The organism is Streptosporangium sp. NPDC049078 (genome assembly GCF_040648855.1).
Classification (GTDB): domain Bacteria; phylum Actinomycetota; class Actinomycetes; order Streptosporangiales; family Streptosporangiaceae; genus Streptosporangium.
In genome coordinates this window covers 28,418-53,489 of the sequence record NZ_JBEZEL010000020.1, presented here as the reverse complement: position 1 = coordinate 53,489, position 25,072 = coordinate 28,418, and the positions used below count along the sequence as shown (strand labels likewise).

Genomic DNA, 25,072 nt, shown 5'->3' with positions numbered 1-25,072 from the left:
CCGCCTCGACCAGCCCGCCACGACCACAGGGGGATGACCTTGCCGTACCACCCGCACACCTGCATCGGACCGTGCTCGAAGCCCTACAGGGACGCCGTCGACGCCTACGACCAGGCCCTCACTGTCTACGAGGAGGCGCTCGCCGCCCGCCCCGCCCTGCTCGCCGCCTGGCGAATCCCCCTGCTCTATCCGGCCGCGCCCGTCCCGCCGGAGCCCGTCACCATCCGTGCTCACTACGGCGACCCCGTATGGTGCGGCCGCTGTACCCGCATGATCCGGCAAGCGCTCGACGACCTCGACGACCTCGCCTCACTGGCGCAGGCGACGGTGGACGGCCACCGGGACGCCGGCGCCCGCTACGGCAAAACCGGACTCCACCTCAAAACCAGCGCCCCCTCACCCAGCCCCATCACCGACACGTTGGACGAGCTGTACGGCGCCCTCGTCGACGTCGAAGACAACTGGCGGGAATTCCGCAACCACCAGCCCCGCCCCCAACGGGCCCGTAACGGTCACGCCCGCCGCCTCGCCATCTCCTACCTGCGCGACGAGCTCGACGCGATCCTCGCCCACCCCGCCAGTGACGCGTTCGGCTTCGCCACGTTGGCGTGGCAGCGGCGTCTTCGTGCTCTAACGAAGAGCGACGCCGTCTCGCGCCGGTCTCCGGTGCGTTGCCGTCGATGCTCGGAGCGGAAGATGCGGTTGGAGGACGATGGCTATTACAAGTGCGGTACCTGCGGGACGCTGATGTCGCAGGTTGAGCATGACCGGGAGTTCGCCGAGCAGGCCGAGGAGCAGGAGGCTCACGCATCATGACCGACCCGAATGACGAGGTCGTCTACGAATCAGCAGCACTGGGAGGAGGGAAAATCGGACGATTCGGTCTCGGCTTTAAGTCGACCCTCATCGCCGCTGACAGTCCGGCACCCCCTCAGCCTGCGCCCCGTTCCGACACCAAGGCGTCTGAGCCGGTCGCCAAAGAACCCGCCCGCCGGCCGCGGTTGCGAGGCTCAGCAGGATCACCCTCCCGACGGGAGGCAAGGAGGGGCGCGCCGTGACCATCACCCGCACTGTCGCCGCCGTCGCCGAGGATGGCAAGCAGGGCATGACGCTCGACGAGTTGGCCGCGTTCGTGCAGGAAGCGATGCGCGCCGGAGTGCCCGGCGAGTCCCGTATCCGCGCCCGCGTCAACTTCACCGCAGGCATCAAGAGACTGGAGACCCGGTGACGGGTGACGAGCCGCAGTGGGCGAAAGACCTCCGCGCCGCCGCCGAGAAAGCCGCCGAGGCATTCACTCACACCGGCCACATCCTCACCGCGCAGGAAGCCATGGGATGGATTTACCGGGGCGACCTCGCCGCCGCCCAGCGCGCGGTCGCGAAACTGCCCGCCGACAAACTCGCTGAACTATCCGCCGCCGCTGCCGCGCTGGCAGCGCTCGCCGACGAGGAGATGGCACGCCATGCCCACCCCTGACGACACCCTCGCCCACATCGACGACGTCATCACCTGGTACGGCAGCGCCGACGCCATGGTGTGGACCGCTGAGGAGCGGAAGCAGCCCGACCTGGCAGCGATCACCCGCGCCTTCCAGGCCAACCCGGCAGCAGCCCGCGTGCTCGCCGAGCGGATCACCGCGAGCATGCAGGCGTTCACCGAAGCGGTCCGCCCCGTCGCCGAGCAGATGATCCGCACCGTCCAAGCGTTCGCCGAGTCGCCCGGCTGGCGGCAGCTCGTCGACTTCGCCAACAGCCCCGAGGGCCGCGCCTACATCGAGGCCGCCGAGCGCGGCGAGCTGGAGCCGGATCCGCCGTCCTGCCACTGCCTGTGCGTCGCCGCCCACCGCGACCAGGTGAACGTGTGCGAGCACGACGCCGTCGACGAACTCGTCCGCGTCTCACCCACGGTTGGACGGCGGCAGATCCCGGTGTGCGGGCCGTGCCGGGACGCGCAACTCGCCAGAGCCGGACGTGAATGAGCTGGTCGAATTCATCCGCGCCCGCATTGAGGAGGACGAGATGGTCGCTGTCGCTGCCACGAGAGGACCGTGGACCTGGACTGCGCCGCGCGGCTACCCGCAGCAGGTCAGCAATTCGCGGGCTGTGCTCATCGCTGAGACGTATACCAACCCCGCCTTCCCGGCGTACGACATCGAGCACATCGTCCGCCACGACCCGAACCGCGTATTCCGTGAGGTCGCAGCCAAGCGGAAGCTCCTCGATGATCTGTTCCCGGACATCCAGGGCATGGACGGCATGATTGAAGGGGAGTGGGGCCACCACAACCCTGCCGCCGACCGACTTCTGGAAGTGCTCGCCCTGCCGTACGCCGACCACGACGACTACCGGGAGGAATGGCGGCCGTGAGCGACCTGATGGCCGACCTGAAGTTCTGGGCGCAGATCGAAGGCGACAGTAAACGCACCCTCGCCTGTTCACCCGCCGACGCACCTTGGGTTCGTGAGGCGATCGAGGCCGCCGGGTGGAACCACATCCTCACCGTCATCGCCAGCCCCATCGTCACCGATGGGCAGATGATCATCATGGACGTGCAGGCCATGGACGCCAGCTTCAACGAGGCACTACAGCACTACCAGCCTGAGCCGCCCTGGTGACATGCGAAAGCCCCCACCAAAGAACTGGCGGGGGCCGACGCGCGGAGGTCAGACGGCGGGCTTCTGTGTACTGCGCTCGGCAGCGATCCGCTCCCAGAACCGCGTCTGCTGCTGCGGGGTGAGGAAGGACGCGAAGTCCTCCAAGTCCTGGTCGGTCTGGGCGGCGAGGATCTCGATGGTGCGGCTCATGGTTTCTCCTCGGAGAGGGGGATTGGGTGGAGGTCAGGCAGCGCGGTGCGCGGGGACAGCGGCGGCGAGGATGGCGGCCGCGGCCCGGTGGTAGCAGAGGTGCTTGCCGCGGGCGCCGGCTGGGCAGGAGCAGCCGCACCGGTGCACGAGGTAGGTGACGGCGCCGTCCGAGCTGACGGCGGTGTAGATGCCGGGGCGGCTGGTGGGGAGGATGCCGCCGGACTCGATGAGTTCGCGGGCCTTGTCGATGGCGGCGGGCTTGAAGTCGGCGAGGTTGGCGTTGAGGGTGATGACCCAGCGGCCGGCCTCGTTCTTGGCGGCGTTGAGCTTGCCCGAGGCGGCCCAGCGCTGGGCGGTGCGGAGGGAGACGCGGTGGGCGGCTGCGGCTTCGCGGGTGGTGACCTGGATGCTGGCCATCTTGTGCTCCCTCCCCAGAGTTTCGCTCCGGTGTTTCGTAACTTGCTTACGAATTCATCATGCACCGATCCCCTTTAATTCGCAAGAGGGTTTCGCTACCATCTTTCGTATGACTGAACCCGACCCCGTAGCCGCAGCCAGCGAACAGTGCCAGCGCTCTCAGAAGAAGGCAGACGAAGACCGCGCAGCCTTCTTCGACCTATGCGCCCAACGGGTGAAGAACGGCGTAGACACCGCCGACACCCTCGCCGCCCGCTCATTCCCCACGGCAGTCACCATCCGCAAAGAGCTGCGCGTGCGAGGCGTGGAAGCCCTCCCCAGAGGACCGAAAGCACGAAAGGGAACCGCGAATGGATGACCTGAAAGCCTTCCTGAGCGCCCGCTGGGACAAAGAGCACCGCGATGCTGACGCCGACGTGAACTTCTCCAGCCTCAGCGGAGTCCAGGACTACGCCGCCCGCACACTCCGCGACATCGAAACCAAGCAGCGAATCCTCGCTTCCTGGCCCGACCCGTTCGGTCGATGGACGGCAGAACAGGCGGACGCCGCGCGGGCCATGAAGGAGCAGATCCTCCGCCAGTTCGCGAAGGACTACGACCAGCACCCCGACTACGCCAAGATGACGGCTGCCAGCGAGAGCACGAAGTAGCGCCAACCACCTGGGAGAATGAGCGCACCATGCTCGACACCCAGCGCCTCCCCGTCGACGTCCTCCCATGCCCCAGCGGCGACGTCATCCTCATTCCTCGCGCACTCCTCGCCATCCGGTTGACACCCGAGCAGCAGCTCCAGCTCGCCGCCCGGTTCCCCGCGCTCGGCGCGCCAGCGGGCAACCCGAGCTGACCATCGACTGCCGCAACGCCGCGACCTGGAACAACCCCCCGATATGACAGCAGATTGACCTTCGCGGCCCCGACGTGTCACACTTCGCGCAGGCGAGACACGTATGCCCTCACCACGGTGAGGGCATTTCGCATATCCAGGGGGTGACATGACCCCCCTGGAACCCGTCACCGCCAAAACCGGCGGCCAGCGACTCCGTAGAACCCCCGCCACCATCCGGAAATGGGCGCAACGCTACGCCGCCCGCCAGATCGGCCGGCTCGGCCGCGAAAAGGCCTACGACTTCGCTGACCTCGCCACCATCGACGGCTGCATCCACCGCGGCGAAGAAGTCCCCGCCACCCCCGAGGCCCGCGACGAGCTCCGAGCCCGCCTGCGCGAGTCGTTCCGCACCGCCGCCTGAACCCCTCACCCCGCTTCCCCGCCCCGACCTGCTTGGAGGGTGCCATGACCGCCACCGCCGTCGACACGGCCCAGGCCACCACCCGCTGGACAGTCCACAGGTGGGACGCCGACCAAACCGCATGGGTACAGCGCAAGTCCGGACTGCTGTCGCCGACCGCGGAGGACTTCGCCCGGCTCGGCGTCGAGCCGTACAAGGTGTCCGAAGTGCTCGGCAACCTGGTGACGAACGCCGGATGGACCAGGTTGATGAGTTTGCTCACCAACCAGGGCGGCACGCAGGCGATGACCGCCACCCACACCCGCATCGGCGTAGGCGACAGCAACACCACCGAGACCTACACCGACACCGCCCTCAACGCGGTGACGAACAAGCTGTACAAGCTGGTGACCGGTGCGGGCACCCTCGGCACCCGCAGCCTGTCGTTCGCCACCACGTTCGGGCCGTCGGAGGCGAACTGGGCGTGGAACGAATTCGGCATGGACATCGGCGCCACCGCAGACAGCACCACGGTCGCCGCCTGCTTCTGGAACCACAAGGCCGGCATCGCCCAAGGGACGAAGGCGAACGGGCAGACGTGGGCGGCATCGGCCGCTGTCACGTTCTCCTAAATGATCTCTCTTTGGTCTGACCTGCAGCCCCGACAGCAGGAGGCGAGGCGGCCATGTCGGTCAGATTCGACGCATCCGGAGAGGCCTACAGCAGAGCCACCGGCTGGGGCGTCCAATCCGCGTTCACCGTCTGCTGCTGGGTCAAAGCCGCCATAGCCCCCTCACTGCGCACCGTCTGGCACGTCCACAACGGCGACGGCACCAACTACGCGCGCCTGTCCGGCACCTTCGACGGCTTCTCGCTGAACGTCGTCGCCGACGACGCCTCCGGCCCTCTCGGCTCCATGTCGGTCAGCACCAACACCTGGTACTTCGTCGGCATCGCGGTCAGCGGCTCCTCCGGCCGCCGCGTCTCCAAACCTGAGGGCGGCAGCTTCACCACCTCCACCTGGGGCAGCGGCACCGGCAGCGTCAACATCGCCACCTTGCGGGTCGGCGCCTCCGACACCACGTGGTGGAACGGGTCGCTTGCCGGATTCAAAATCTGGACCGCCGCCCTGTCGCAGGCGGAGATGGAGGCGGAAGCCGCCCAGTTCGCGCCGGTCCGCACCTCGAACCTGCGCGCCTACTACCGGTTCGCGACCCCCAGCACGACCGACGACTCCGGCAACAGCCAAACCTTGACCGGCGGCACCGGCGCGGCCACCGACACAGACCCCGCCCTCGCCACCACCATCCCCCTCACCGACACCGGCGCCGCCTCAGACGCCCTATCAACGTCGGCGACGGTGCCGCTCACCGACACCGCATCCGCCGCGGACACGCTGACCGTCACCCGGCAGATCGCCCTCACCGACACCGCGTCCGCCGCCGACGCTCTCACCGTGTCGGCAACCGTGCAGCTCGCCGACGCCGGCGCTGCCGCGGACACGATGTTCAACGGCCAACCGGTCGCCTTCGAAGACACCGGCACCGCCGTCGACGCGCTGACGGTGGACGGCGTCGCCGCACCCCTCGCCGAGTCCGCGTCCGCCGCCGAAGCGCTCACCGTCTCCGCGGCCGTGCCGCTCGCTGACACCGCGTCCGCCGTCGACGAGCTGTCCGTCAGCGAAGTGTTCTTCCCCGAGCTCGCCGACACCGGCGCCGCTGTCGACTCGCTGACGGTGGTCGAGGTGAAAGACCGGCACGCGGTCGCGCTGCCGCTGCGCCGCGCCTGGTCCTCCACCCCGCCAACCACCTGACCGAGAAGGGAGGTGCACGGTGGGCCCGTCCATCACCATCCCGGCGATCTCCAAGGAGTATGTGAAAGCGGGAGTCGGCGGATCCGCTGACCTGCCCGACTTCCTGGTGCACATGGCGCTGCTCCCGGCAGGCCAAGACCCGGGGCCCGACGACTGGCTGCCCGCGGAGTGGATCGTCGAGGACGGTGCGACCAAGGCGATGATCCTCGTCGGCCCCAGCACCCAGCTGCCCTTGACGAAAGGGATCCTCTACCAGGTGTGGGTGCGCATCACCGCCGCCCCGGAAATCCCCGTGCTTCAACCCGGCACCGTCTACGCCAGCTAGAAGGGGGAGTCGTGGCCGCCTTCCACCGCCTCGTCATCGAGCAAGGCGCCACGTTTGAGGAGCGCTACGAAATCGTCAACGACGAGGCGGTGTGGCCCATCCCCGCCACCTGGCAGGCCCGCGCCCAGGTTCGCGCCGAACCACTCGCCCTGGCCGTCATCCTCGACCTCACCGAGCACCTCGCCGTCGACCACGACGCCGGCACCATCACCCTGCGCATCCCCGCCACCACCACCGCAGCCCTCGACCGGGGCGGCGTCTGGGACCTGGAGCTGTACGACCCCGGCGACGTCGACCAGGTGTATCGCCTCCTGGCTGGCACCGTCGAGGTTGAACCGGAGGTCACCCGGTGATCGGCATCCGCATCGTCCAGGTCAGCCCGCCGCCCGGCCAGCGCACCATCCGCGTCTCACCCCCAGCAGGGCCGCCCGGCCCGGCAGGCGCTCCAGGCCCGACCGGACCGCAGGGGCCGCCGGGTCCGGCGGGCGGCGACATCTTTGTCTACGACCGGGCCGGAATACCCGCTGCGACGTGGACCATCGTCCACAACCTGGGCCGGTATGCGCATGTGTCGGTGCTCGCCGACGACGGTTCTGAGGTTCTCACCGACGTCGTCTGGGCCGACGTCCACACGACTGTGATCACTTTCGCTGCGCCGTTCTCCGGCAAAGCCATCATCGGATAAGGGGCAGCACAGCATGACGCGCAAGGTCCTCAACGGCCTCGACCTCGACAACCAGCGGATCGTCTCCCTGGCAGACCCGTCCTCAGCCAGCGACGCGGCCACCAAGGCGTACGTCGACCAGGTCGCCAGAGGCCTGAACTGGAAGCAGAGCGTCCGCGCAGCCACCACCACGAATGCGACCCTGGCCAGCGGGTTCGAGAACGGCGACGTCGTCGACGGCGTCACCCTCGCCACCGGCGACCGCATCCTCATCAAGGACCAGTCGTCCGGCGCCGAGAACGGCATCTACGTCGTCGCCGCCTCCGGCGCCCCCACCAGGGCGGTCGACATGGCCAGCGGCTCCGACGGCAAGGGCGTCGCCGTCACCGTCACCTCCGGCACCGTCAACGCCGACCGGGTGTACATCCAGACCGCCGACACCGCGACCGTCGGCACCGACCCGCTGACCTGGTCACAGCTCGGCGGAGGAGGCTCCTCCTACACCGCCGGTGACGGTTTGAGCGAGAGCCCGGCCGGAACGTTCAACGTGTCCGTCGGGGCGGGCCTGGAGGTCTCCTCCGACACGGTGCGCATCGCCGCCGCCGCGGCCGGCGCCGGTCTGACCGGCGGCGCTGGTTCCGCGCTCGCCGTCGGCGCGGGCACCGGTATCACGGTGAACGCCGATGACGTCGCCCTGTCGGCCAGCGTGGCGGGCGCCGGGTTGACGCACACCACCGGGGTTCTGGCCGTCGGCGCGGGCACCGGCATCTCGGTGGCTGCGGACGCGGTGGCGGTCGACACGGCTGTGGTGTCCCGGCATGTGGCGGCGAACGTGGGCGACGGGTCGAACACGCAGATCGACATCAGCCACAACCTCGGCACCTACGACGTGTCGGTGGAGGTGTTCGTCAACTCCGGCTCCCGGGAGACGGTGATCTGCGATGTGTCCCGCACCGACACCAACACCGTGAGGTTGAACTTCGCGACCGCACCCACCAGCGGCCAATACAGGGTCGTCGTGCAGGGCTGATGTCCACCCACCTGACCGCGCTGCAGCTGCTTCAGCAGGCCAGCCCACCCAGCCCGCCATCCGGCTACACCGCGCTGTCGGCCCGGTCCGGCGACCTGCTGTACACCGAGGACTCCGCTGGGGTGGAGCGCCTCCTGGCTGCCGGTCCGGCCCCGGTCCGGCTGACATCCACGGTCGCGTCGAACGCCACCGCGCTCAGCGACGCCACCGGCCTTGGTCTCGCCGTCCAAGCCGGGCGACGGTATCTGTTCAGGTTTTCCGGCCAGTACGTCAGCGCCGCGTCCACAACGGGGCTGGGGTTGGCGGTCAACGGGCCGACCCTCGGCTCTGACGGCCTGATGTGCAACATTTTCATGGCGCACACCAACGCCATCCCCATGCTCGGAGCAGTCTCGGCGTACAACACAGCCATCCTCGGCACCGCCAGCTCGACCGGCACCCGCATGCCGTGGGAGGTATGGGGCCACGTGCACGTCTCTGCGAGCGGCACCCTGCAGCTGCGCATGCGGTCCGAGGTCGCCTCCTCCGCGGTCACCCTCCAGATCGGCTCCTACGGGTACGCGTGGGCGGTCGGCTGATGACGCAGTTCCTGACTCCGGCGCTGCTCGCCGAAGCCGTCCTGGACACGCCTGAGGCGGGTTTCACCGCGCTGGGCGGGCTCGCGTCCGGCCCAGCAGCCCGCACCTCCGACGGTGCCGCTCTGCGCGTCCTGGACATCGTCACCGGCCGCGTCGCCAGCGCGCTGACCAACACCACCACGACGCTCGCCGACATGACCGGCCTGGGCCTACCGGTGGTCGCGGGCGGCGTCTACGTGTTCGAGTTTTCCGGCACCTACAGCAGCTCGGCGACCGGCTGCTACATCGCCGCCGCCATCAACGGCCCGTCCCTGGGCGCCTCCGGTGTGATCGTCAACCACCATCTGCACGTCGGAGTCGGCGCGGACACCTGGCACAACGGCTGCACCAACGCGTTCGCCGCGACGAACACGCCCGCCTACGTGATCGCGGCCAACACGGCGACGCCGTGGCGGCTCGACGGGTCGGTGGAGGTTGGCGCCAGCGGGGGACTGCTGGTGCCGCAGTTCGCCCGCGACTCCGGCGCCGGAACCATCACCATCCAGGCGGGTGCCTGGGGCTGGCTGCTGCGCATCGCATGACAGGGGAGGGCCGCCGTGACTGTGACCGCGCCATCCCCGTGGAAGATCGCCGCCGCCCAGTTCCAGCCTCGCACCCGACGGTGGGCCACCCCCGGCGACCTCGCCCAAGCCCTCGACCCCACCACCGTGCAGACTCCGGCGCTGGACCTCATCGACCGCGAGCTCGTCGCCGTCGCTGACGGCGAGGTAGACCGCCTCATGGTGTTCATGAGCCCACAAGAGGGCAAGTCTGTCCGGGTTTCGCACCGTTTCGCCGAATGGATGCTGGTCAACAACCCGGACACGCGGATCGCGATCGTCTCCTACGCCGACGAGATAGCCCGCCGGTGGGGTAGCGACATCAAGCTGGACACCCAGACCTACGACGGCTCCGACGACACCATCGACCTTGGCCTGCGCCTGCGCGCCGACTCCCGGGCCGCGGGCCGATGGCAGATCGAGGGGCACCGCGGCGGCGTTTACTGTTGCGGCGTGGCGGGGTCCCTAACCGGACGTGCTGTGGATCTGCTCCTCGTCGACGACCCGCTTAAAGATCTTGAACAGGCGCAGTCCGCCGCTTACCGGGAGCGAGCCTGGCGGTTCTGGCAGGCGGTAGCCGTACCCCGTCTCGGCCCAGGCTCCCGCGTGGTGATCATCCAAACGAGATGGCACGACGCGGACCTCGGCGGACGACTCCTGGCCCAAGACCCTGGCCGATGGCGTGTCGTCTCGATCCCCGCTGTCGCCGAATCGCCAGACGATCCGCTCGGCCGCCAGATCGGCGAACCGATGATCTCAGCGCGCGGAGAGCGAGACTGGGCCGCGATCCGCCGCGACGTCGGCGAGTACGTATGGGCTGCCCTCTACCAGCAGCGCCCCCAGCCAGCCGACGGCGGCCTGTTCAAACGGGCTGGCCTGCGCCACTGGGTGTCGGGCGGCGAGCAGCGGCTACGGCTCGGCGACCGCATCGTTGACCTGCGTGACTGCTGGAAGTTCCTCACCGTCGACCTCGCCGCGAGCGTGAAAACGTCGGCGGACTACACGGCGGCCGCGGTGTGGGCGATCGGCCCGGCTGGGGACCTGGTCATGCTCGACGGCATCCGGGAGCGCCTCGACCCGGCCGGCCACTGGCCCGCGGTGCGGGGGTTGCGGGAACGCTGGTCGGCGGACGTGGTGTTCGTCGAGTCGCGCATGTTCGGCACGACCTTGGTGTACGAGGCGGCTCAGGCTGGGGTGCCGGTGCAGGAGTTGCACGCCGACGCCGACAAGATCACCCGAGCCCTTCCGGCGACTGCGCGCGCGGACTCCGGCAGGTTGTGGCTGCCGTCGCAGGATCGGATGCCTGAGGTGGCCGATTGGCGGGATGAGCTGCTGGCATTCCCGAACGGGACGCACGACGACTGTGTGGACGTGGTCGCCTACGCGGCCCGGGTGGCGGGAGCGCACTGGCTGCCTGCGGAGTCTGCGCCGCTGCCTGGTCGGGGCGGTTCGGATGACGGGGTGATCGGCCAGGCGTACGCGGCGGCGACCGGCGGATCCGCTGGCGTCGATTTCATGAGCGTCAACTATTGAGAGCAGGGGGTTCGTGATGGTCAGCGCCCCCACCCGGGATATCGGTGTCCTCGACGGCGGCCACTACGGGCACCTGTACACGGATCTGCTGGAGATCATCCCGGATCTCATGTGGCCCACGTCGGTGCAGACGTACGCGCGGATGCGCCACGACCCGCAGCTGGCCGCCATCCTCGCCGCGTACACCCTGCCGATTCGCCGCGCGACGTGGGCCGTCGATCCGACCGGCTGCCGCGACGAGGTCGCCCAGCTCGTCGCTGACGACCTCGGCCTGCCCGTCCTGGACGCTGGCACGATGCCCGGCCCGGCGCGGCGCCGCGGGGTGCGGTGGGCTGACCATCTGCGCCTTGCCCTGCTGAGCCTGGTGTACGGGCACATGCCGTTCGAGCGCCGCTACGAAATCCGGAATGGTCAGGCCCGTCTGATCAATCTGGGGGAGCGGCTGCCGCACACGATCCGCGCCCTCGACGTCAACCGCGACGGCACCCTGAAGTCCATCAGCCAGGAGCACGCCGTAGGCGGCCCCATCCCTGCGGATCGGCTGCTGTGGTACGCGCACGAGCGGGAGGGCGCCACCTGGACGGGCCGCAGCATCCTGCGCCCCGCGTACGGACCGTGGCTGATCAAGCATGAGTTGTGGAGGGTGCACGCCACCAGCATCCGCCGCTTCGGGATGGGCGTTCCGTCGGTGGAAGCCCCGCCCGGAGCGACCCCGGGCCAGGTGACCGAAGCGCAGCGGCTCGCCTCCGCCATGCGCGCCGGAGACAGCGCGGGTGTCGGCCTGCCGCCGGGCTTCCGCCTGGCGATCACCGGCATGACTGGGTCGGTGCCGGACGCCATGGAGTTCGTGAGGTATCTGGACCAGCAGATGAGCCGCAGCGCGCTGACGGGCCTGCTCGATCTCGGCGAAACCCGCAACGGTAGCCGCGCGCTCGGCGACACCATGCTGGAGCTGTTCTTCGTGTCGTTGCAGGCGGTCGCTGACGAGATCGCCGACGCCGCCACCCTCGGCGCCGTCATCCCCTCGGTGGACCTGAACTGGGGCGAAGACGAACCCGCGCCGAAAATCGTCGCCACCGACGTCGGCGACCGGCACGAAGTCAACGCCCAGGCGCTGGAACAGCTCATCTCCTCCGGAGCGATCACCCCAGACCCGGACCTGGAAGCGTACGTGCGCGCCGCCTGGCGGCTCCCACAACGCACCACCCCACCACCACCCCCTCCGGAGCCAGTGCCGGTGCAGGCCCGTCGCCGGAAGCCGCGGCCCCGGTCGGTGCGGGCCGCCGGATCGGAGGACGGCGGGCATCGGCAGTTGACGCTCGTCGAAGCCGACTCGGGGATGGACCCGGACGCCATCCAAGCCGTCTGGTCCGACGCCCTCGGTGGGCTGCTCGCCGACTGGGCAGGCGTCTCCGCCACCTGGCGTGACGAGCTAGCCGAGCAGATCCGCGACATCATCACCGGCGGAGACCTCACCGCACTCGCCCGCCTGGTGCTCGACCCGGGTGCGGCAATCCAGCTGCTGGGCGCGGCGATGGTCGCGGTGGCGGAGAAGTCGGCCGCCCAGATGGTCGCCGAAGCCGCCTCCCAGGGGGTGGACGTCGACCAGCCGCCCGTCAACGAGTCCCACCTGCTCGACCTGGCCCGCGCACTGGGCGCCCTGCTCGCCTCCCAGCTCGCCGGAGCCGGGGCCCGGGAGGCGATCCGCCGGGCCACACCGGACGCGTCGGGGGAGGACGTCGCCGCCGCGGTGGTCGACCATCTCGCCAGCCTGTCGGATGCGTTCCTGCGCGAGCAGCTCGGCGGAGCCCTCAGCGCAGCGCAGTCGGACGGCCGGTTCGCCGTCCTCGACGTGGCGCCGGAGGCGACGTACTACGCGAGCGAAGTACTCGACCAGAACACATGCCCGAAATGTTCGGAGATCGACGGCCAGGAGTTCGCTGACCTGGCAGAAGCCAAGGCCACCTACATCACAGGCGGCTACATCGACTGCGACGGACGCCTGCGCTGCCGCGGCATCGTCGCCACCGTCTGGAACTGACCCCTCAACGCCTCGCGGAGGTGACCCGTGCCGGACCTCGCCGTGCCCACACCGCCGCCGCTCGCGAAAATCGCGAACGTCGAACTGATGCACACCGGCACCTGGAACCTGTCCACCGGCCCAGTGACGTTCAGCACCAACGACCTCGCCTCCGCCGTCGCCGCCCTCGACTGCCCGGCCGTCCGCCGGCCGGTGCTCAAGCTCGGCCACCTGGAAGCCGACCCCGACGAGCAGGGGCTGCGCTGGGACGGGCTCCCCGCAGTCGGCTACATCAGCAACATGGCCGTCGCTGAAGCGGGCCGCACCCTCGTCGGCGACTACGCGGGCATGCCCGGCTGGCTCGGCCCGATCATCGCGTCCGCCTACCCCGACCGGTCGATTGAGGGTCAGTTCGACCATCGCTGCCAGATGGGGCACCTGCACCCGTTCGTCATCACCGCGGTCGCGCTGCTCGGCGTCGCCGCCCCCGGTATCGGCACCCTCCAGTCACTGCAGGACGTCGCCGCGTTGTACGGCGTCGCCGCCTCCACACCGCCGCCCGTCTCGGGTGAGTCGATCGCCGTCACCGTCCACGCCACCCGGGAGGATCCCGTGCCCAACCCCCGCGCACCCCAGATAGCGGCCGGGGTCACCACCGAAGACGTCCGCCGCGCCTTCTACAGCAGCGATTTTGGCCGCGGCTGGGACATCTGGATCGAAGCGATCGAGCTGGACCCGATGCAGATCATCGCGATCGACGACGCCACCGGCAGCCGCTCCCGCGTTCCGGTGATGATCGGCGACGGCGACGGCGAGGACGCGGTCGCGTTCGGCGACCCGGTGCGGGTGGTGGTCCGCTACGACGACGCCCCCACGGTCGCCGCCTCCGCCGGGGAGGAGCGGGTGATCCGGTACAGGTCGCGCGACGAGTCCCGGCCGGAAGCCTCCACCCCGCAGCCTCCGCCGCCGTCTCAGCCTGCGGCGCCGACCCCGGCCACCCCCGCGGACCCGGACGCTCCGCCCATCGTGGTGCCGCCCGAGGCGCCGCCCACGCCGGAGGTCATCCCGGCCCCCCCACAGTCTCCCCCGGTCGAGCCGGCCGCGGGGCCCACCATCACACCCGAAGGAGGGGCGCTCATGCCCACTCTGGACGAGGGCCTGCGTGAGCGGCTCAGCCTCCCGGCTGACGCTGACGAGGCCACCATCCTGGCGAAGCTCGACGAGACCATCGCTGAGCTCACCGACCCCGCCAAGTCAGCTGAGCCGGTCGCCGCTGCGATCCCCGACGGAGCCGTCCTGGTCGACAGCGAGCGCCTCGCCCAGCTGGAGCGGCAGGCAGCCGAAGGCGTCGCCGCCCGCGCCCAGCAGCGTACCGAGGCCCGCGACCGGGCCCTCGACGACGCCGTGAAGGCCGGCAAGTTCCCGCCCGCCCGCCGCGAGCACTACGCCAAGGCGTGGGAGGCCGACCCCGACGGCACCAAGCAGCTCCTCGCGAGCCTCGCCGACGGCCTGGTCCCCATGACGGACATCGGCGAGCCCGGCGGCGAACCCGCCAGCGACGACGACGAGTTCGACCGCTTCTTCTCCACCCCCGTCCCCGGAAAGGCCTGATCCGGTGTCCGACTACCTTCCGATCTTCCTGCCCGGCAGCGTCGCCACCCTGACCACCTCCGGCGCCGTCACCGGCGGCCAGCTGCTCGCGGTCTCCGGCTCCGGCACCGTCGCCCCCGCCGCCGCCGGAGCCGCCAACTACATCGGCGTCGCCGCCGGAGACGCCCCCTCCGGAGGCAGGGTCGCCTTCTACCCGCGCGGCGTCATCCACGAAACCGTCGCCGACGGCGACATCACCGCCGGCGGGCAGCTGCAGACCGGCGCCACCGGCAAGATCAAGGCGCTCGCCGCCGCGTCCGGAAACGCGGCCGGAGACATCAACGCCGCCCGGTCCGCAGTCGGCGTCGCCCTCACCACCGGAACCGACACCAACAGCGTCCGCTGGATGGCCTGGTAACCCCGAGAGGAATTGAACGATGCCCGTCAACCCCCCGGGGGCCCCCACCCTGTCCGGCGATCTGCTGACCATCCACCGGATGCTGCAGTCGCCGACCCTGATCCGCCGCCGCCTGCGCACCATCGCGAACATGCGGTTCGTCGCCGACCGGATCCTCACCCAGCGGTTCCGCAGCGCGGGCGGCGCCGTCCTCTACGAGGTGTCCGAGCCCATCCTGAACGCGCGGCCCGTCGAGGGCGTCGCCCCCGGCTCGGAGTATCCGCGCGCGGTCACCGCCGAAGGCGTTGCCGCCCTGGCCGCCGTCACCAAGTGGGGGCAGTCGACCCGCATGACGGATGAGCGGATCAAGCGGCAGGCGCGGCCCGGCGACGAGGTGGACCGGTCGCTGCGCAAGGTCGTCAACACGATCATCAGCAAGGTGGACTCGGTGGCGATCGCCGCCGTCGCCTCCGCCGTCACCGCCACCGTCGACGCCGACACCTACGGAGGCGCCTGGAACGGCAACAACCCGCAGATCCTCCGCTCGATCGAGGTCGCCAAAGCCAAGATCGCCGACCTGGACATGGGGTACATGCCGGACACGATCCTCATGTCCAGCACCAAGTACGCGCTCATGGCCAGCGACGAGAAGGTCGCCGCGGTGCGGCGCCGAGAGTCCACGGACAACCCCGTCTACGGCGGCCAGATCGAGAGGATCGCCGGACTGGTCGTCGTGGAGGCTCCGGCGTCCCGGCTGCCGACCGACGACGTGTGGATCCTCGACAGCCGGGAGCTCGGCGGCATGGCCGACGAGTCCGAGGTCGACCCCGGCTACACGGTCGACGAGATGGCCGTCCAGGTGCAGTCGGCGCGGATCGCGCAGAACGACGCGTGGGACCTGTGGGGGCGGCGTATCACCGTGCCGGTCGTGCAGGAGCCGGGCGCCGGTATCCGGATCACGAACACGATCGACTAGGAGTCGTCGCATGTCGAAGACGTATCAGGTGGTCGGGGCGTGCATCGCGAACCTCCCGATCGACACCCCTCAGGGCGCGCAGCTCGTCATGCTGCACCAGCACGCGGTGCTGCCGCCGGGGGTGCCCGCAGACCGGATCAAGCACCTGCTGTCGGTCGGGCTGATCAAGGAGGTCGCCGCGTCGGCCGAGCCGAAGCCGCCCGCCGAGGAGCCGGAGCAGAAGCTCACCGCGCGCTCGTCGAAGGCGGAGCTCGTCGACCACGGCGTCGCCCAGGGCGGCGACCGGGCCGAGCTGGACGCGCTCACCCTCAAGGAGCTGCAGGGCCGCTTCCTCAAATCCGGTCAGCAGTAAGACGTGGTCTGGCCCGGGGCACCTCTTCCGTCCCGGGCCAGACCACCACAACCGAATAGGAGGGGATCGTGGCTGAGCCGTGGGCGCCGAGCCTGGAAGAAGTCGCCGACCACATTCCCACCCGCACCCGGTCGAGCGACGCGACGCCCGGCGACGACACCCTGTCGATGACGTTCAACGCCTCGACCACCCCGACTGGGGAGCAGGCGGCCCGGTTCATCGACTCCGCAGTGTCGGAGGTGCTCGGCGCTGTCGCCGGCCGCGTCCCCGATACCCCGACCTACCTGCGGGTGCTCGCGCAGAAAGCCGCCGCGCTGCGCGCCGCCGCCGACATCGAACTCGCCTACCCCGACCGGGACGCCGACGTCGACGTATCCGAGCGCCTCGACCAGCGCGCCAAAGACGCGCTGCTGCGGCTCGTGGAGGCGGTCAGCGACGCAGGCTCGCCCGGCTCCGAGGGGTCTCTGCTCCCGGTGTGGAGCATGCCCGCCCCCACCTGGCCCGGCGACTACCCCCTGTAGAGGAGGTGCCCGGTGGCTGCTGGCGGGCGCGGGATCGACATCCGCTTCAACGAGGCCGAGCTCGACGACCTGCTGCACGGCGCGGACGGGCCGGTCGGCCGCCGTTTGGCCCGCTACGGGGAGATCGTCACGCAAGGCGCGAAACGACGGGCGCCGGTTTCGCCCCGCGGGTCCGGTGGCCGGCCGTCCGGCTACCTCCGCTCCAAGATCGGGTGGCAGATGGGGCGGGACGCGCTCGGCCTGTACGTCGATATCGCCTCCCCAGCCCGCACTCCGCAGGGGGAGCCGTACGGCCTGTTCATGGAGGTCGGAACGCGTCCGCATGTGATCCGGCCGAAGAAGCCGGGCGGCTGGCTGCGCTGGGTTGGCTCCGACGGCAAGGTCCGGTTCGCCCGCAAGGTCAACCACCCCGGCACCAGCGCTCAACCACATTTGCGGCCCGCGCTCGAAGACCTGCGAGGCGCCTGATGGCGTACGTCGTCGCCGTCACCGCAGTGCGGAACTGGATCAACAGCCTCGACACCCTCGTCGGCGCCGGACGCCCCCTCGCGCTCGGCGCTTTCCGCCAGCACCCCCGCTCACCCGGCCACGGCGCCTACGCCCTGCTGTCCCGCATCGGCCGCGCCACCGGGGATCTGGTCGCCGAGGACACCATCGACAGCCCCCGCATCTCAGCGTCCATCTTCGCCGGCACCGACGAAGCAGCGGAGATCGCCGCCGTCGCCTACGCCAACGCCGTCGACGCGCTGCGCGGCACCCCAGCGGCCATGGGCGACACACGGTGTCTGGTCGCCGACGACCTCGCCGGGCCGCTGCTGGTCGACAACCACGACTCCGACCGGGAGCAGTACCACTACGTCGTGGATGCCTCCTTCTTCTTGCTCTGACCCCTTTAAAACTCGCCTGACCTGGAGGAACCCATGGCGGCATTGACCACACAGGTGCTGGTGCCCGGCGGCTCAGCATCCGTCCTCACCTCCGCCGCGGGAGGCGGCGACACCGCAACCCCCGGCGACGGCGTGTTCTTGGAGGTGCTCAACGAGGACGACGCGTCGAAGACCGTGACCCTCGTGACGCCGGGCACCGTCGATGGGCTCGCCATCGCCGACCGGCCCTTCACTGTTCCCGCCGGGGAGCGGTGGAAGATTCCGCTGGGCCGCCGGTACGCGGGCGCGGACGGGCAGGCGTCCATCACCTACAGCGCGGTCACCGACCTGAGTGTCGGCGTCTTCAAGGTCGCCTGATGAGCCGCAAGGAGCCCTCCTCCACCCCGGCGAAGGAAGACAAGCCGCTTGGCCCGCAGTCCGTCAGGGAGGTTGCCCTGGCCGACGACGCGTCCGCTACGTCGACGGTCGAGGCGCAGACCGCCACGGGTGAGCCCGGCCCGCCGTACTACATCGCCGCTGCCCCCCTGTTCATTGACGACCAGTTCAGCCGCGCCTTCAACGTCGGCGACCGCGTCCCGGCCGAGCACGTCGAGAAGTACGGCTGGGCCGACAAGGTTCGCCCGCCCGCCGCCCCCCAGATCGAGCCTGAGACCGCGCCCGGCCAGGCCACCAGCAGCAAGGAAGGTGACGCCTGATGGCGCGTGGAAACCCGGGAGCGCTCGCGCTCGGCCCCGGCAAGCTGTACATCGCGGTGCTCGGCACGACCGAGCCCACCGACCTCACCACCCCGTGGGCGTCGGTCTCCGCCTCATGGATTCCGCTCGGCTACACCGCCGAGGGCAGCACGTTCAACTACTCCGTGGACAGCGAGAACGTCGAGGTCGCCGAGGAGCTCGACCCCATCGCGGTCGCCCTCACCAGCCGCGAGATGAACCTCGACTTCGCCCTCGCCGAGATCACCGCCCGCAACCTGAAGACCGCACTCAACGGCGGCACCATCACCGCAGGCAGCGGCATCGTCACCTTCGAACCGCCAGACCTCGGGGAAGAAACCAGGACGATGCTCGGCTGGGAGTCCGAGGACGCCACCGAACGCTGGGTGTACCGCAAATGCCTGCAGGTCGGCGGCATGGAAATGTCACGCCAGAAGGGCGCCTCCAAGGCCACCATCAGCTGCTCCTTCAAGCTGGAGAAGCCCGCCGCAGCCAAGGCGTTCAAGGCAATCCTCGACGTCGCGAGGGCTGCCTGATGGCCCGACGCTCCTACACCTCGCCCGGCCGCAAGAAAAGCACCGGCGAGGGGTTCGACTTCTCCTTCGAACTCGACGGCGTCGTCTTCGAAAACGAGGGCTCCGTCAGCCTCATCGACCTGTCGGAGTTCGCCCGCCTGGCCGCGATGGGCGTCGACTCGCAAAGCCCGGAGGGCGCCTCCATCATCGCGGAAGTCTTCCTGATGGTGCTCGGCGAAACCACCTACCGGAGGTTCCGCAGCCACTGCCGCAAACACGGCACGGACGACGAGACGCTGCTGGCCATCATCAGTGACCTCATGTCGGAGGCCGGTAACCGCCCTACCAGCAGGCCCTCGGACTCCTCCGATGGGCCGCCGAACGACCCGGCTACTGCGACGGTCGTTTCCTTCTCGCGGGCCACCGTCGAGCAGGTGCCGGTGCAGGCGGAGCCGGAGACGCAGCTGGTGTCCTACGGCTGAGTGACCTGCCCTTCCCCGATCTGCTCGACGTGCTGCATGCCCTGTGGATCGAGTGGCGGGCCGACCTGCAGCGCACCACAGCGCTCTTCACGCTGGCCGGCGTCGACAAGCAGCAGGTTCAACCGGATCCGCATGTCGACTTCGACGACTTGTTCACGCCCGCTGCTCCGGTTCGTCAGGACCGAGAAGAGCGCAGACGGGTGATCGCCCAGCTCATGGCCGGATAACTGCATAACGCAAGGCGAGGGGGTCGAGTTGGCTGCCCTCGCTGAGGCGTTCGTCCGCGTCCGCGCCGACACCGGATCCGTTAAGGACGACGTCCGCCGAGGGTTCGACGACGCCGGAAGCAAAGCGGGCGACGACTTCGGCCGGTCCTTCTCCCGCGACGCTCAGGGGCGGCTGCGCGACGAGCGCGGCAACTTCGTTCGAGAAGGGGAAGGCCTCGGCGGTGCGGCCGGGGACGGCTTCACCGACGAGTTCGGGCGCCGCCTCACCCGAGACAGCAGCGGCCGACTGCGCGACGAGCGCGGCAAATTCGTGCGTGAAGGCCACGGCTTGGGCGAAGGCGCTGGCGACGGCTTCACCGACGGGTTCCGCCGGTCAGCGCACGCTGATCCTGGAGTCCTCGCCGCAGAGCGGCCCCGCGTGTCGCGTGAAGGACGGCGCCTCGGTGAAAGCGCCGGCGACGGCTTCAGCGACGGCTTCCGGGACCGGATCGGCGGCCTCGGCGACATCGCCGCCCGCGTTTTCGACCTGATCACCCCCCGGTTGGGCGGCCTGGTCGGCGGGTTCGGCCATGTGACCGGCGCGGTCGGCCGTTTGGTGTCGGCGCTCGGCACGATCGGCGCCGCCGCTGGTGGCCTGTCAGCGCTGGCCGTCGCCGCGGCGTCCGCAACCGCCAGCGTGGCGGGCCTGGTCGCCGCGCTCGCTCCTGCGGCGGGGGCGATCGCCGCATTGCCGGGGGCGGTGCTGCTCAACGTCGCTGCGATGAGCACTCTCAAGCTCGCGCTGTCCGGCGTCGGCGACGCGTTCGCCGCCGCCCTGTCCGGCGACCTTGAGAAGTTCCTGGAGAGCACCAAAGACCTCGGCGCCGCCGCGGCCGAGGTGGCGTACGAGCTGTTCCAGATGGCGCCCGCGTTCGCCGGCATCAAAACCGCCGTCCAAGACGCCCTGTTCGGGCCGCTGGTCGGCCAGATGTGGAGTCTGCTGCCTGCGATCAACGCGGTGCAGGGCGGCATGGTGGGTGCGGCTGCCGCGTTCGGGCAGGGTGCCGCCGAGCTGCTGGACTTCGTGCGTCAGGGCGAAACGATCTGGGCCGTCCAGTCGGTGTTCATGTCGCTGCGCGACGCCGTCACCTCCTTCCTGCCCGCCCTGCAGCCGCTGCTGGCCGGGTTCCGTGACCTGGGTGTGGTCGGCGCCGCCTGGGTCGCGAATCTGGTGCCGGGCATCGCGGACGCCGCGGAGCGGTTCGGCCGGTTCCTGTTCCACGCCGCTGCCTCCGGTCAGGCGCTGGCGTGGATGGACGGCGCCCTGGCCGTCCTCAAGCAGCTGGGCGCGATCCTCGCCGACGTGGGCGGCCTCGTCGTCGGCATCGGCCGCGCCATGGAAACCGCCGGCAACAACGCGCTCGGCGTGCTCGGCCAGCTGGTCGACGCCGCACACCGGTGGGTGGACTCGGCGCAAGGCCAGCAAACGTTGGTCACAATTTTCCAGTCGTTGGCGCAGGTCGGCCAAGCCCTCATCCCGGTCATCACCGCCATCGCCTCAGGCATCGGCGTGCTGGCGCCGATCGTCGCCCAGCTCGCTACCGCGTTCGCGCCGGTGCTGGTGTCCGCGGTGCAGGGCATCGTGGCCGCCCTGGCAGCGGTCGCCCCGGGTCTGACCGCCCTGGTGCAGGGTGTCGGGTCGGCGATCACGGCGATCGCCCCCGCTCTCGGGGCGCTCGGGGCGGCGATCAGCGTCACCCTGGCGCGGATCGCCCCCTTGTTCGACGCGGTTGGCCAAGCCTTTGTGGCGCTGCTGCCAGGGATCACCGCCGTTGTCCAAAGCATCGGCACTGCGGTCGGCGCCCTGGCGCCTGCTCTGGGCCCGGTCGCTGCCGCGATCGCTGGTGTCCTGCAAGCGGTGTCGCCGCTGCTGCCCGTCCTCGGCCAGCTGGTCGCCGTCATCGCCACGAGCCTCGCCCAAGGTGTGCAGGCGGTTCTCCCTTCCCTGTCCGCGCTCGCGGCGGCGGTCGGCCAGGGCGTGCTGGCGCTCACCCCGCTGCTGCCGGTCCTCGCCAGCGTCGCCGCGACCCTCGTCAACACGCTGCTCCCGGCGATCACCCCGCTGATTCCCGCGCTCGCGCAGATCGCCGCCGAGGTCGGCGGCACCATTCTGACCGCGTTTAGCCAGCTCATCGCCGCCATCGCCCCTGTCCTGCCGGTCCTCGGCAACCTCGCCGTTCTGGTGGCGACCACGCTCGGCGATGCCCTCAAGCAGCTGGCGCCGCTGCTCACCCCGCTCGCCTCCGCCGCCGCGAGCGCTTTCACGCAGATCGCTGCCGCTGTTACCCCGCTGATCCCGGCGATCGGCGCCGTCTTGGTGCAGTGGAATCAGGCGCTGCTGCCCGCGCTGACGTCGCTGATGCCCGTCGTGGGCCAGGTCGTCTCCGTGCTCGGCGGCGCCTTGATTCAGGCGTGGCTGCAGCTGGCCAAGGCGATCGTTCCGCTGCTGCCGGTGGTCGCCCAGCTGGTGCAGGCGCTGGTGGGCGCCCTCCTACCGGCGATCTTGCCGTTGATTCCGATCGTGGTGCAGCTGGTGACGGCGATTGGTGGTCCGCTGCTGCAGGTGTTCGCGGCCTTGGTGACCGCGTTGCTGCCGCTGCTGGCTCCGCTGTCACAGCTCGCCGCGGTGCTGGGCGGGGTGCTGGTGCAGGCGGTCACCGCGCTGACGCCGTTCATCATGCAGATCGCGACCATGCTGACCAGTCTGATCCCGGTCATCACCCCGCTCGTCGCCCTGGTCGCCCAGGTGGCGGCGCAGCTGGGTCAGATTCTGGTGCAGGCGATCACCATGCTGGTGGCCGCGATCACCCCGCTGATCCCGATCGTTACCCAGGTGGTGCAGCAGGTCGGCACCGCGCTGCTGGCGGCGCTGACCGCGGTGGCGCCGAGTCTGGTCACCCTGCTGCAGGCGTTCGTGTCGCTGCTGCCTGCGATAACGCCGATCGTCGGCATCGTCGCCCAGCTGCTGGTGGCGTTCGCGCCGCTGATCTCGGCGGTGCTGCCGGTGCTGACCACGCTGATTCAGACGCTGGTGCCGATCGTCGTGACGATCGTGGAGGCGTTCGGCGAGCTGCTGACCGCGATCATGCCGATCGTGCAGGTCGCCGCCGATCTGATCGTCGCGTTGCTGCCGCTGGTGCAGGTGCTGGTCGAGCTGGTGGCAACGGTTTTGCAGTACGTGATCCCGGCGCTGGCCCAGTTGATCAAGTGGGTGGTTGACCTCGCCGCGATGATCATTTCGGCGATTAGTCCGGCGATCGAGTGGTTGGCGGAGCGCTTCAAGTGGGTCGTGGACCAGGTCGTCGCCTTCTTCGAATACCTGTACGACGTCCTGGTTGGACACTCGATCATCCCCGACCTGGCGAACGCGCTGAAGGACTGGTTCGACAAAGCCGTCAAGTGGATCATGGATGCGATCGAAGGCCTCAAGGCCATCCCCGGCAAGGTCGCCGCCTGGTTCGGCGACATGAAAGACCGGGCGATCAAGCTGGCGGGCGACCTGGTCAGCTGGGTGCAAGGACTCCCCGGCAAGATCATGGACGCCGTCTCCAGCATCAGCCAGTTGGCGGGCCGGGTCGGCGACTGGTTTAACCAGATGAAGGACGCGGCGATCGGCCGGGCGAACGACCTGCTCAACTGGCTACGCGGCCTGCCCGGCTCGATCATGAACATTTTCGGCAGCCTCGGCGGGTCGCTCGGAAGCGTCGGCCACAACATGATCATTGGGTTGTGGAATGGGATCGTCGGCGCCTGGAACTGGTTCGTCGGCGCGGTCGGCGGCCTGTTCACTGGGCTGATCGACTGGTTGCGCCGCCTGCTCGGCATCGCCTCCCCGTCGAAGGTTTTCGCCGCCCTCGGCAAGGAGTTGCCTGCTGGTCTGGCGGTCGGAATGGACGCCGGAGAGCCGATGGTCGCAGCAGCAACCGAGCGGATGGCCGGAGTCGCCTCCGCGTTCTCGGTGCCCGACGTCGCGCCGGCCGGTGCCGCGTTCAGCGCCACCGCGGCGGGCGGCATTACAGCTGCTGCGGGGGCGGGGGCTGGTGGCGGGGTGACGATTCAGGGCGACCTGGTGATGCGTGTGGAAGGCGTGTTGGATCCGGCCAGGCCGGACGCCTACCGGACTCTGCTGGTGCAGTTGCGTGACGGGCTGCGGGACCTGGACCGGGAGGTGTACGCGTGAGCGACCTCGTCTTGGGGCGGCTGAACTTGCGTGAGACGTTCAGCCTGTCGGAGACCGCGTCCGGTGACGGCCGGTCGATGAGCGTGGAGGGCAAAGAGGTCACCCCGCTCATCTCCCGGGCGGAGCTGCTTGAACGTATGGAGGGCGCCCTCGGTCTGGTGGGTGCGCTGGTGCCGGTTAGATGGTCGGAGAAGTCGGAGCGGGACGGCTACTACACGATCACCAACGCTTCCGCCGACTACACCGACCGGTTCGCGCAACGGCTGGCGTGGGTGACGTGGAAGCTGAGCCTGCGGCGGCACGGCGCGGACTCCGATGTTGATCTGGAGTCGAGGCTGACCGGGGCGCGGCGCGCGAACGATTTCAGCCTGTCGGGGGAGCGGTGGCATGCGCCGCCGCCCGGCCACTACGCCTACCACACCGGCTCCACGCTGCCGAGCACGATGACGCGGGCCACCACCGACGGGCTCATCACGGTCTACCGCGGGCTGCCTGCCGGGGTGTCGCCACGGTGGGGGTGTCCGGCCGGCGACTACATGCGGGGGCGGGCCCGGATTCTGTCGGCCGGGTTCGAGCGGGTAGGGGCCGGTTACCGGGTGGCGGTCGACGGCTGGGAGTTGTCGAACGGCCTGGTGCGGGTGCGGCCTCTGCTGGCGGGCGGGTCTCTCGAGGTGGCGTCGTTCGCGGGTGGGGTGTGGCGGCCGCGGGCGTGGTGGGTTTCGGTGGGGTCAACGTTGGTGGAGCGGTTCGAGTCGGCGACGGTGCTGCGCAACGACCCTGAGCAGTGCATTGTCCGACTGGTTGAGCACCGGTCTCCGGTGGGCCGCGCTGTTCTGGATCTCACTCTGCGGCGGGGTTCCCGCTTCGTGGAGGGGTATCTGCAGCGGGGCGACTCCGGCACCCTGTCGGTCTATCTGGCGTCGGCGGAGTCGTTGACGGACGGCACGTCGTATGTGGTGCGCTCGACCAACGACGCCGATGGCAATCGGGTGACCGCCGGGTCCGCTCGCAACTTCGATCCGCACGCCAACGGCGGGCTCGTGAAGACCTCGGCGACGGCGATGGACTTTTACCTCGGCACGGTCGCGGGCGGCTCCAGCGCGGTGTCCGGTGACCAGGCGACGCACCTGCGAGACCAGTACATCGGCGTTCTGCCGGAGACGACCGGCGTCGTGAGGAGGTGAG

Annotated in this window: 36 protein-coding genes; 34 read left to right on the top strand and 2 right to left on the bottom strand. The window is 69.8% G+C overall.

Annotated features, from left to right (window positions below; translation table 11 throughout):
• Positions 1-33 precede the first annotated feature (33 nt).
• From AB0B90_RS30380 to AB0B90_RS30355, 6 genes are all read left to right on the top strand, one after another.
• Positions 34-816: a hypothetical protein gene (locus tag AB0B90_RS30380; protein ID WP_362925966.1), complete on the top strand. Its 783-nt coding sequence runs from the start codon at positions 34-36 to the stop codon at positions 814-816.
• Positions 817-1,054: 238 nt separating this feature from the next.
• Positions 1,055-1,228: a hypothetical protein gene (locus AB0B90_RS30375; protein ID WP_362925965.1), complete on the top strand. Its 174-nt coding sequence runs from the start codon at positions 1,055-1,057 to the stop codon at positions 1,226-1,228.
• A complete protein-coding gene (locus AB0B90_RS30370) occupies positions 1,225-1,476 on the top strand; it encodes a hypothetical protein (RefSeq protein ID WP_362925964.1) in 252 nt (83 codons plus the stop codon). Before AB0B90_RS30375 ends, AB0B90_RS30370 begins: the two co-directional genes overlap by 4 nt.
• Entirely contained in the window at positions 1,463-1,978 is a 516-nt protein-coding gene (locus AB0B90_RS30365) for a DUF6372 family protein (protein WP_362925963.1), read from the top strand. The genes AB0B90_RS30370 and AB0B90_RS30365 overlap by 14 nt, the downstream gene beginning before the upstream one ends.
• The gene (locus AB0B90_RS30360; protein WP_362925961.1) at positions 1,971-2,366 is read left to right on the top strand and encodes a DUF6221 family protein; all 396 of its coding nucleotides are present in this window, start codon (positions 1,971-1,973) and stop codon (positions 2,364-2,366) included. Before AB0B90_RS30365 ends, AB0B90_RS30360 begins: the two co-directional genes overlap by 8 nt.
• A complete protein-coding gene (locus tag AB0B90_RS30355; protein ID WP_362925960.1) occupies positions 2,363-2,614 on the top strand; it encodes a hypothetical protein in 252 nt (83 codons plus the stop codon). Before AB0B90_RS30360 ends, AB0B90_RS30355 begins: the two co-directional genes overlap by 4 nt.
• Positions 2,615-2,662: 48 nt before the next feature.
• Here AB0B90_RS30355 and AB0B90_RS30350 read toward each other — a convergent pair whose 3' ends face one another.
• A complete protein-coding gene (locus AB0B90_RS30350; protein WP_362925959.1) occupies positions 2,663-2,803 on the bottom strand; it encodes a hypothetical protein in 141 nt (46 codons plus the stop codon).
• A gap of 33 nt (positions 2,804-2,836) precedes the next feature.
• Positions 2,837-3,220 (bottom strand): helix-turn-helix domain-containing protein, encoded by a 384-nt coding sequence (locus tag AB0B90_RS30345; protein ID WP_362925958.1) that lies wholly within the window; start codon positions 3,218-3,220, stop codon positions 2,837-2,839.
• 109 nt (positions 3,221-3,329) lie between these two features.
• On the opposite strand from AB0B90_RS30345, the gene AB0B90_RS30340 reads away from it, so the two are divergent.
• The 28 genes from AB0B90_RS30340 to AB0B90_RS30205 all read left to right on the top strand — a co-directional run bounded on the left by AB0B90_RS30340 (position 3,330) and on the right by AB0B90_RS30205 (position 25,071).
• Entirely contained in the window at positions 3,330-3,578 is a 249-nt protein-coding gene (locus AB0B90_RS30340; protein ID WP_362925957.1) for a hypothetical protein, read from the top strand.
• Positions 3,571-3,870, top strand: a complete 300-nt coding sequence (locus AB0B90_RS30335) for a DUF6221 family protein (RefSeq protein WP_362925956.1) — start codon at positions 3,571-3,573, stop codon at positions 3,868-3,870. The genes AB0B90_RS30340 and AB0B90_RS30335 overlap by 8 nt, the downstream gene beginning before the upstream one ends.
• A gap of 29 nt (positions 3,871-3,899) precedes the next feature.
• Positions 3,900-4,064 (top strand): hypothetical protein, encoded by a 165-nt coding sequence (locus tag AB0B90_RS30330; protein ID WP_362925955.1) that lies wholly within the window; start codon positions 3,900-3,902, stop codon positions 4,062-4,064.
• 148 nt (positions 4,065-4,212) lie between these two features.
• Complete coding sequence (locus AB0B90_RS30325; RefSeq protein WP_362925954.1) at positions 4,213-4,467, top strand: hypothetical protein; 255 nt, start codon at positions 4,213-4,215, stop codon at positions 4,465-4,467.
• Positions 4,468-4,511: 44 nt separating this feature from the next.
• The gene (locus AB0B90_RS30320) at positions 4,512-5,078 is read left to right on the top strand and encodes a hypothetical protein (protein ID WP_362925953.1); all 567 of its coding nucleotides are present in this window, start codon (positions 4,512-4,514) and stop codon (positions 5,076-5,078) included.
• Between the two features lie 53 nt (positions 5,079-5,131).
• Positions 5,132-6,259 carry a LamG-like jellyroll fold domain-containing protein gene (locus tag AB0B90_RS30315; RefSeq protein ID WP_362925952.1) on the top strand — a complete coding sequence of 376 codons (1,128 nt, stop codon included), beginning with the start codon at positions 5,132-5,134 and terminating at the stop codon, positions 6,257-6,259.
• A gap of 19 nt (positions 6,260-6,278) precedes the next feature.
• Positions 6,279-6,584 (top strand): hypothetical protein, encoded by a 306-nt coding sequence (locus AB0B90_RS30310; RefSeq protein WP_362925951.1) that lies wholly within the window; start codon positions 6,279-6,281, stop codon positions 6,582-6,584.
• A gap of 11 nt (positions 6,585-6,595) precedes the next feature.
• Complete coding sequence (locus AB0B90_RS30305) at positions 6,596-6,937, top strand: hypothetical protein (protein WP_362925950.1); 342 nt, start codon at positions 6,596-6,598, stop codon at positions 6,935-6,937.
• Positions 6,934-7,269, top strand: a complete 336-nt coding sequence (locus AB0B90_RS30300) for a hypothetical protein (protein WP_362925949.1) — start codon at positions 6,934-6,936, stop codon at positions 7,267-7,269. Before AB0B90_RS30305 ends, AB0B90_RS30300 begins: the two co-directional genes overlap by 4 nt.
• Positions 7,270-7,282: 13 nt before the next feature.
• Positions 7,283-8,278 (top strand): hypothetical protein, encoded by a 996-nt coding sequence (locus AB0B90_RS30295; RefSeq protein ID WP_362925948.1) that lies wholly within the window; start codon positions 7,283-7,285, stop codon positions 8,276-8,278.
• Positions 8,278-8,856, top strand: a complete 579-nt coding sequence (locus tag AB0B90_RS30290) for a hypothetical protein (protein WP_362925947.1) — start codon at positions 8,278-8,280, stop codon at positions 8,854-8,856. Before AB0B90_RS30295 ends, AB0B90_RS30290 begins: the two co-directional genes overlap by 1 nt.
• On the top strand, positions 8,856-9,437 hold the full coding sequence (locus tag AB0B90_RS30285; protein WP_362925946.1) for a hypothetical protein: 582 nt from the start codon (positions 8,856-8,858) through the stop codon (positions 9,435-9,437). The genes AB0B90_RS30290 and AB0B90_RS30285 overlap by 1 nt, the downstream gene beginning before the upstream one ends.
• Before the next feature lie 15 nt (positions 9,438-9,452).
• Positions 9,453-10,988, top strand: coding sequence for a phage terminase large subunit (gene terL, locus AB0B90_RS30280; protein ID WP_362925945.1), 1,536 nt, complete (start codon positions 9,453-9,455; stop codon positions 10,986-10,988).
• Positions 10,989-11,004: 16 nt separating this feature from the next.
• Positions 11,005-13,029 (top strand): hypothetical protein, encoded by a 2,025-nt coding sequence (locus AB0B90_RS30275; RefSeq protein ID WP_362925944.1) that lies wholly within the window; start codon positions 11,005-11,007, stop codon positions 13,027-13,029.
• Between the two features lie 27 nt (positions 13,030-13,056).
• On the top strand, positions 13,057-14,619 hold the full coding sequence (locus tag AB0B90_RS30270; RefSeq protein WP_362925943.1) for a phage protease: 1,563 nt from the start codon (positions 13,057-13,059) through the stop codon (positions 14,617-14,619).
• Between the two features lie 4 nt (positions 14,620-14,623).
• The gene (locus tag AB0B90_RS30265; protein WP_362925942.1) at positions 14,624-15,016 is read left to right on the top strand and encodes a hypothetical protein; all 393 of its coding nucleotides are present in this window, start codon (positions 14,624-14,626) and stop codon (positions 15,014-15,016) included.
• A 19-nt stretch (positions 15,017-15,035) separates the two neighbouring features.
• Complete coding sequence (locus AB0B90_RS30260; protein WP_362925941.1) at positions 15,036-15,971, top strand: hypothetical protein; 936 nt, start codon at positions 15,036-15,038, stop codon at positions 15,969-15,971.
• 10 nt (positions 15,972-15,981) lie between these two features.
• Positions 15,982-16,323, top strand: a complete 342-nt coding sequence (locus AB0B90_RS30255) for a hypothetical protein (RefSeq protein ID WP_362925940.1) — start codon at positions 15,982-15,984, stop codon at positions 16,321-16,323.
• Between the two features lie 68 nt (positions 16,324-16,391).
• Positions 16,392-16,844 (top strand): hypothetical protein, encoded by a 453-nt coding sequence (locus tag AB0B90_RS30250; RefSeq protein ID WP_362925939.1) that lies wholly within the window; start codon positions 16,392-16,394, stop codon positions 16,842-16,844.
• 12 nt (positions 16,845-16,856) lie between these two features.
• Positions 16,857-17,312, top strand: a complete 456-nt coding sequence (locus AB0B90_RS30245) for a hypothetical protein (protein ID WP_362925938.1) — start codon at positions 16,857-16,859, stop codon at positions 17,310-17,312.
• Complete coding sequence (locus AB0B90_RS30240) at positions 17,312-17,731, top strand: hypothetical protein (protein ID WP_362925937.1); 420 nt, start codon at positions 17,312-17,314, stop codon at positions 17,729-17,731. The genes AB0B90_RS30245 and AB0B90_RS30240 overlap by 1 nt, the downstream gene beginning before the upstream one ends.
• 33 nt (positions 17,732-17,764) lie before the next feature.
• The gene (locus tag AB0B90_RS30235; RefSeq protein ID WP_362925936.1) at positions 17,765-18,088 is read left to right on the top strand and encodes a hypothetical protein; all 324 of its coding nucleotides are present in this window, start codon (positions 17,765-17,767) and stop codon (positions 18,086-18,088) included.
• Entirely contained in the window at positions 18,088-18,426 is a 339-nt protein-coding gene (locus AB0B90_RS30230) for a hypothetical protein (RefSeq protein WP_362925935.1), read from the top strand. Before AB0B90_RS30235 ends, AB0B90_RS30230 begins: the two co-directional genes overlap by 1 nt.
• A complete protein-coding gene (locus tag AB0B90_RS30225) occupies positions 18,426-18,980 on the top strand; it encodes a hypothetical protein (protein ID WP_362925934.1) in 555 nt (184 codons plus the stop codon). Before AB0B90_RS30230 ends, AB0B90_RS30225 begins: the two co-directional genes overlap by 1 nt.
• Complete coding sequence (locus tag AB0B90_RS30220; protein ID WP_362925933.1) at positions 18,980-19,441, top strand: hypothetical protein; 462 nt, start codon at positions 18,980-18,982, stop codon at positions 19,439-19,441. The genes AB0B90_RS30225 and AB0B90_RS30220 overlap by 1 nt, the downstream gene beginning before the upstream one ends.
• A 29-nt stretch (positions 19,442-19,470) precedes the next feature.
• Complete coding sequence (locus AB0B90_RS30215; protein WP_362925932.1) at positions 19,471-19,668, top strand: hypothetical protein; 198 nt, start codon at positions 19,471-19,473, stop codon at positions 19,666-19,668.
• A gap of 28 nt (positions 19,669-19,696) precedes the next feature.
• A complete protein-coding gene (locus AB0B90_RS30210; protein ID WP_362925931.1) occupies positions 19,697-23,887 on the top strand; it encodes a hypothetical protein in 4,191 nt (1,396 codons plus the stop codon).
• Positions 23,884-25,071 carry a hypothetical protein gene (locus AB0B90_RS30205; RefSeq protein WP_362925930.1) on the top strand — a complete coding sequence of 396 codons (1,188 nt, stop codon included), beginning with the start codon at positions 23,884-23,886 and terminating at the stop codon, positions 25,069-25,071. The genes AB0B90_RS30210 and AB0B90_RS30205 overlap by 4 nt, the downstream gene beginning before the upstream one ends.
• Position 25,072: the final 1 nt, after the last annotated feature.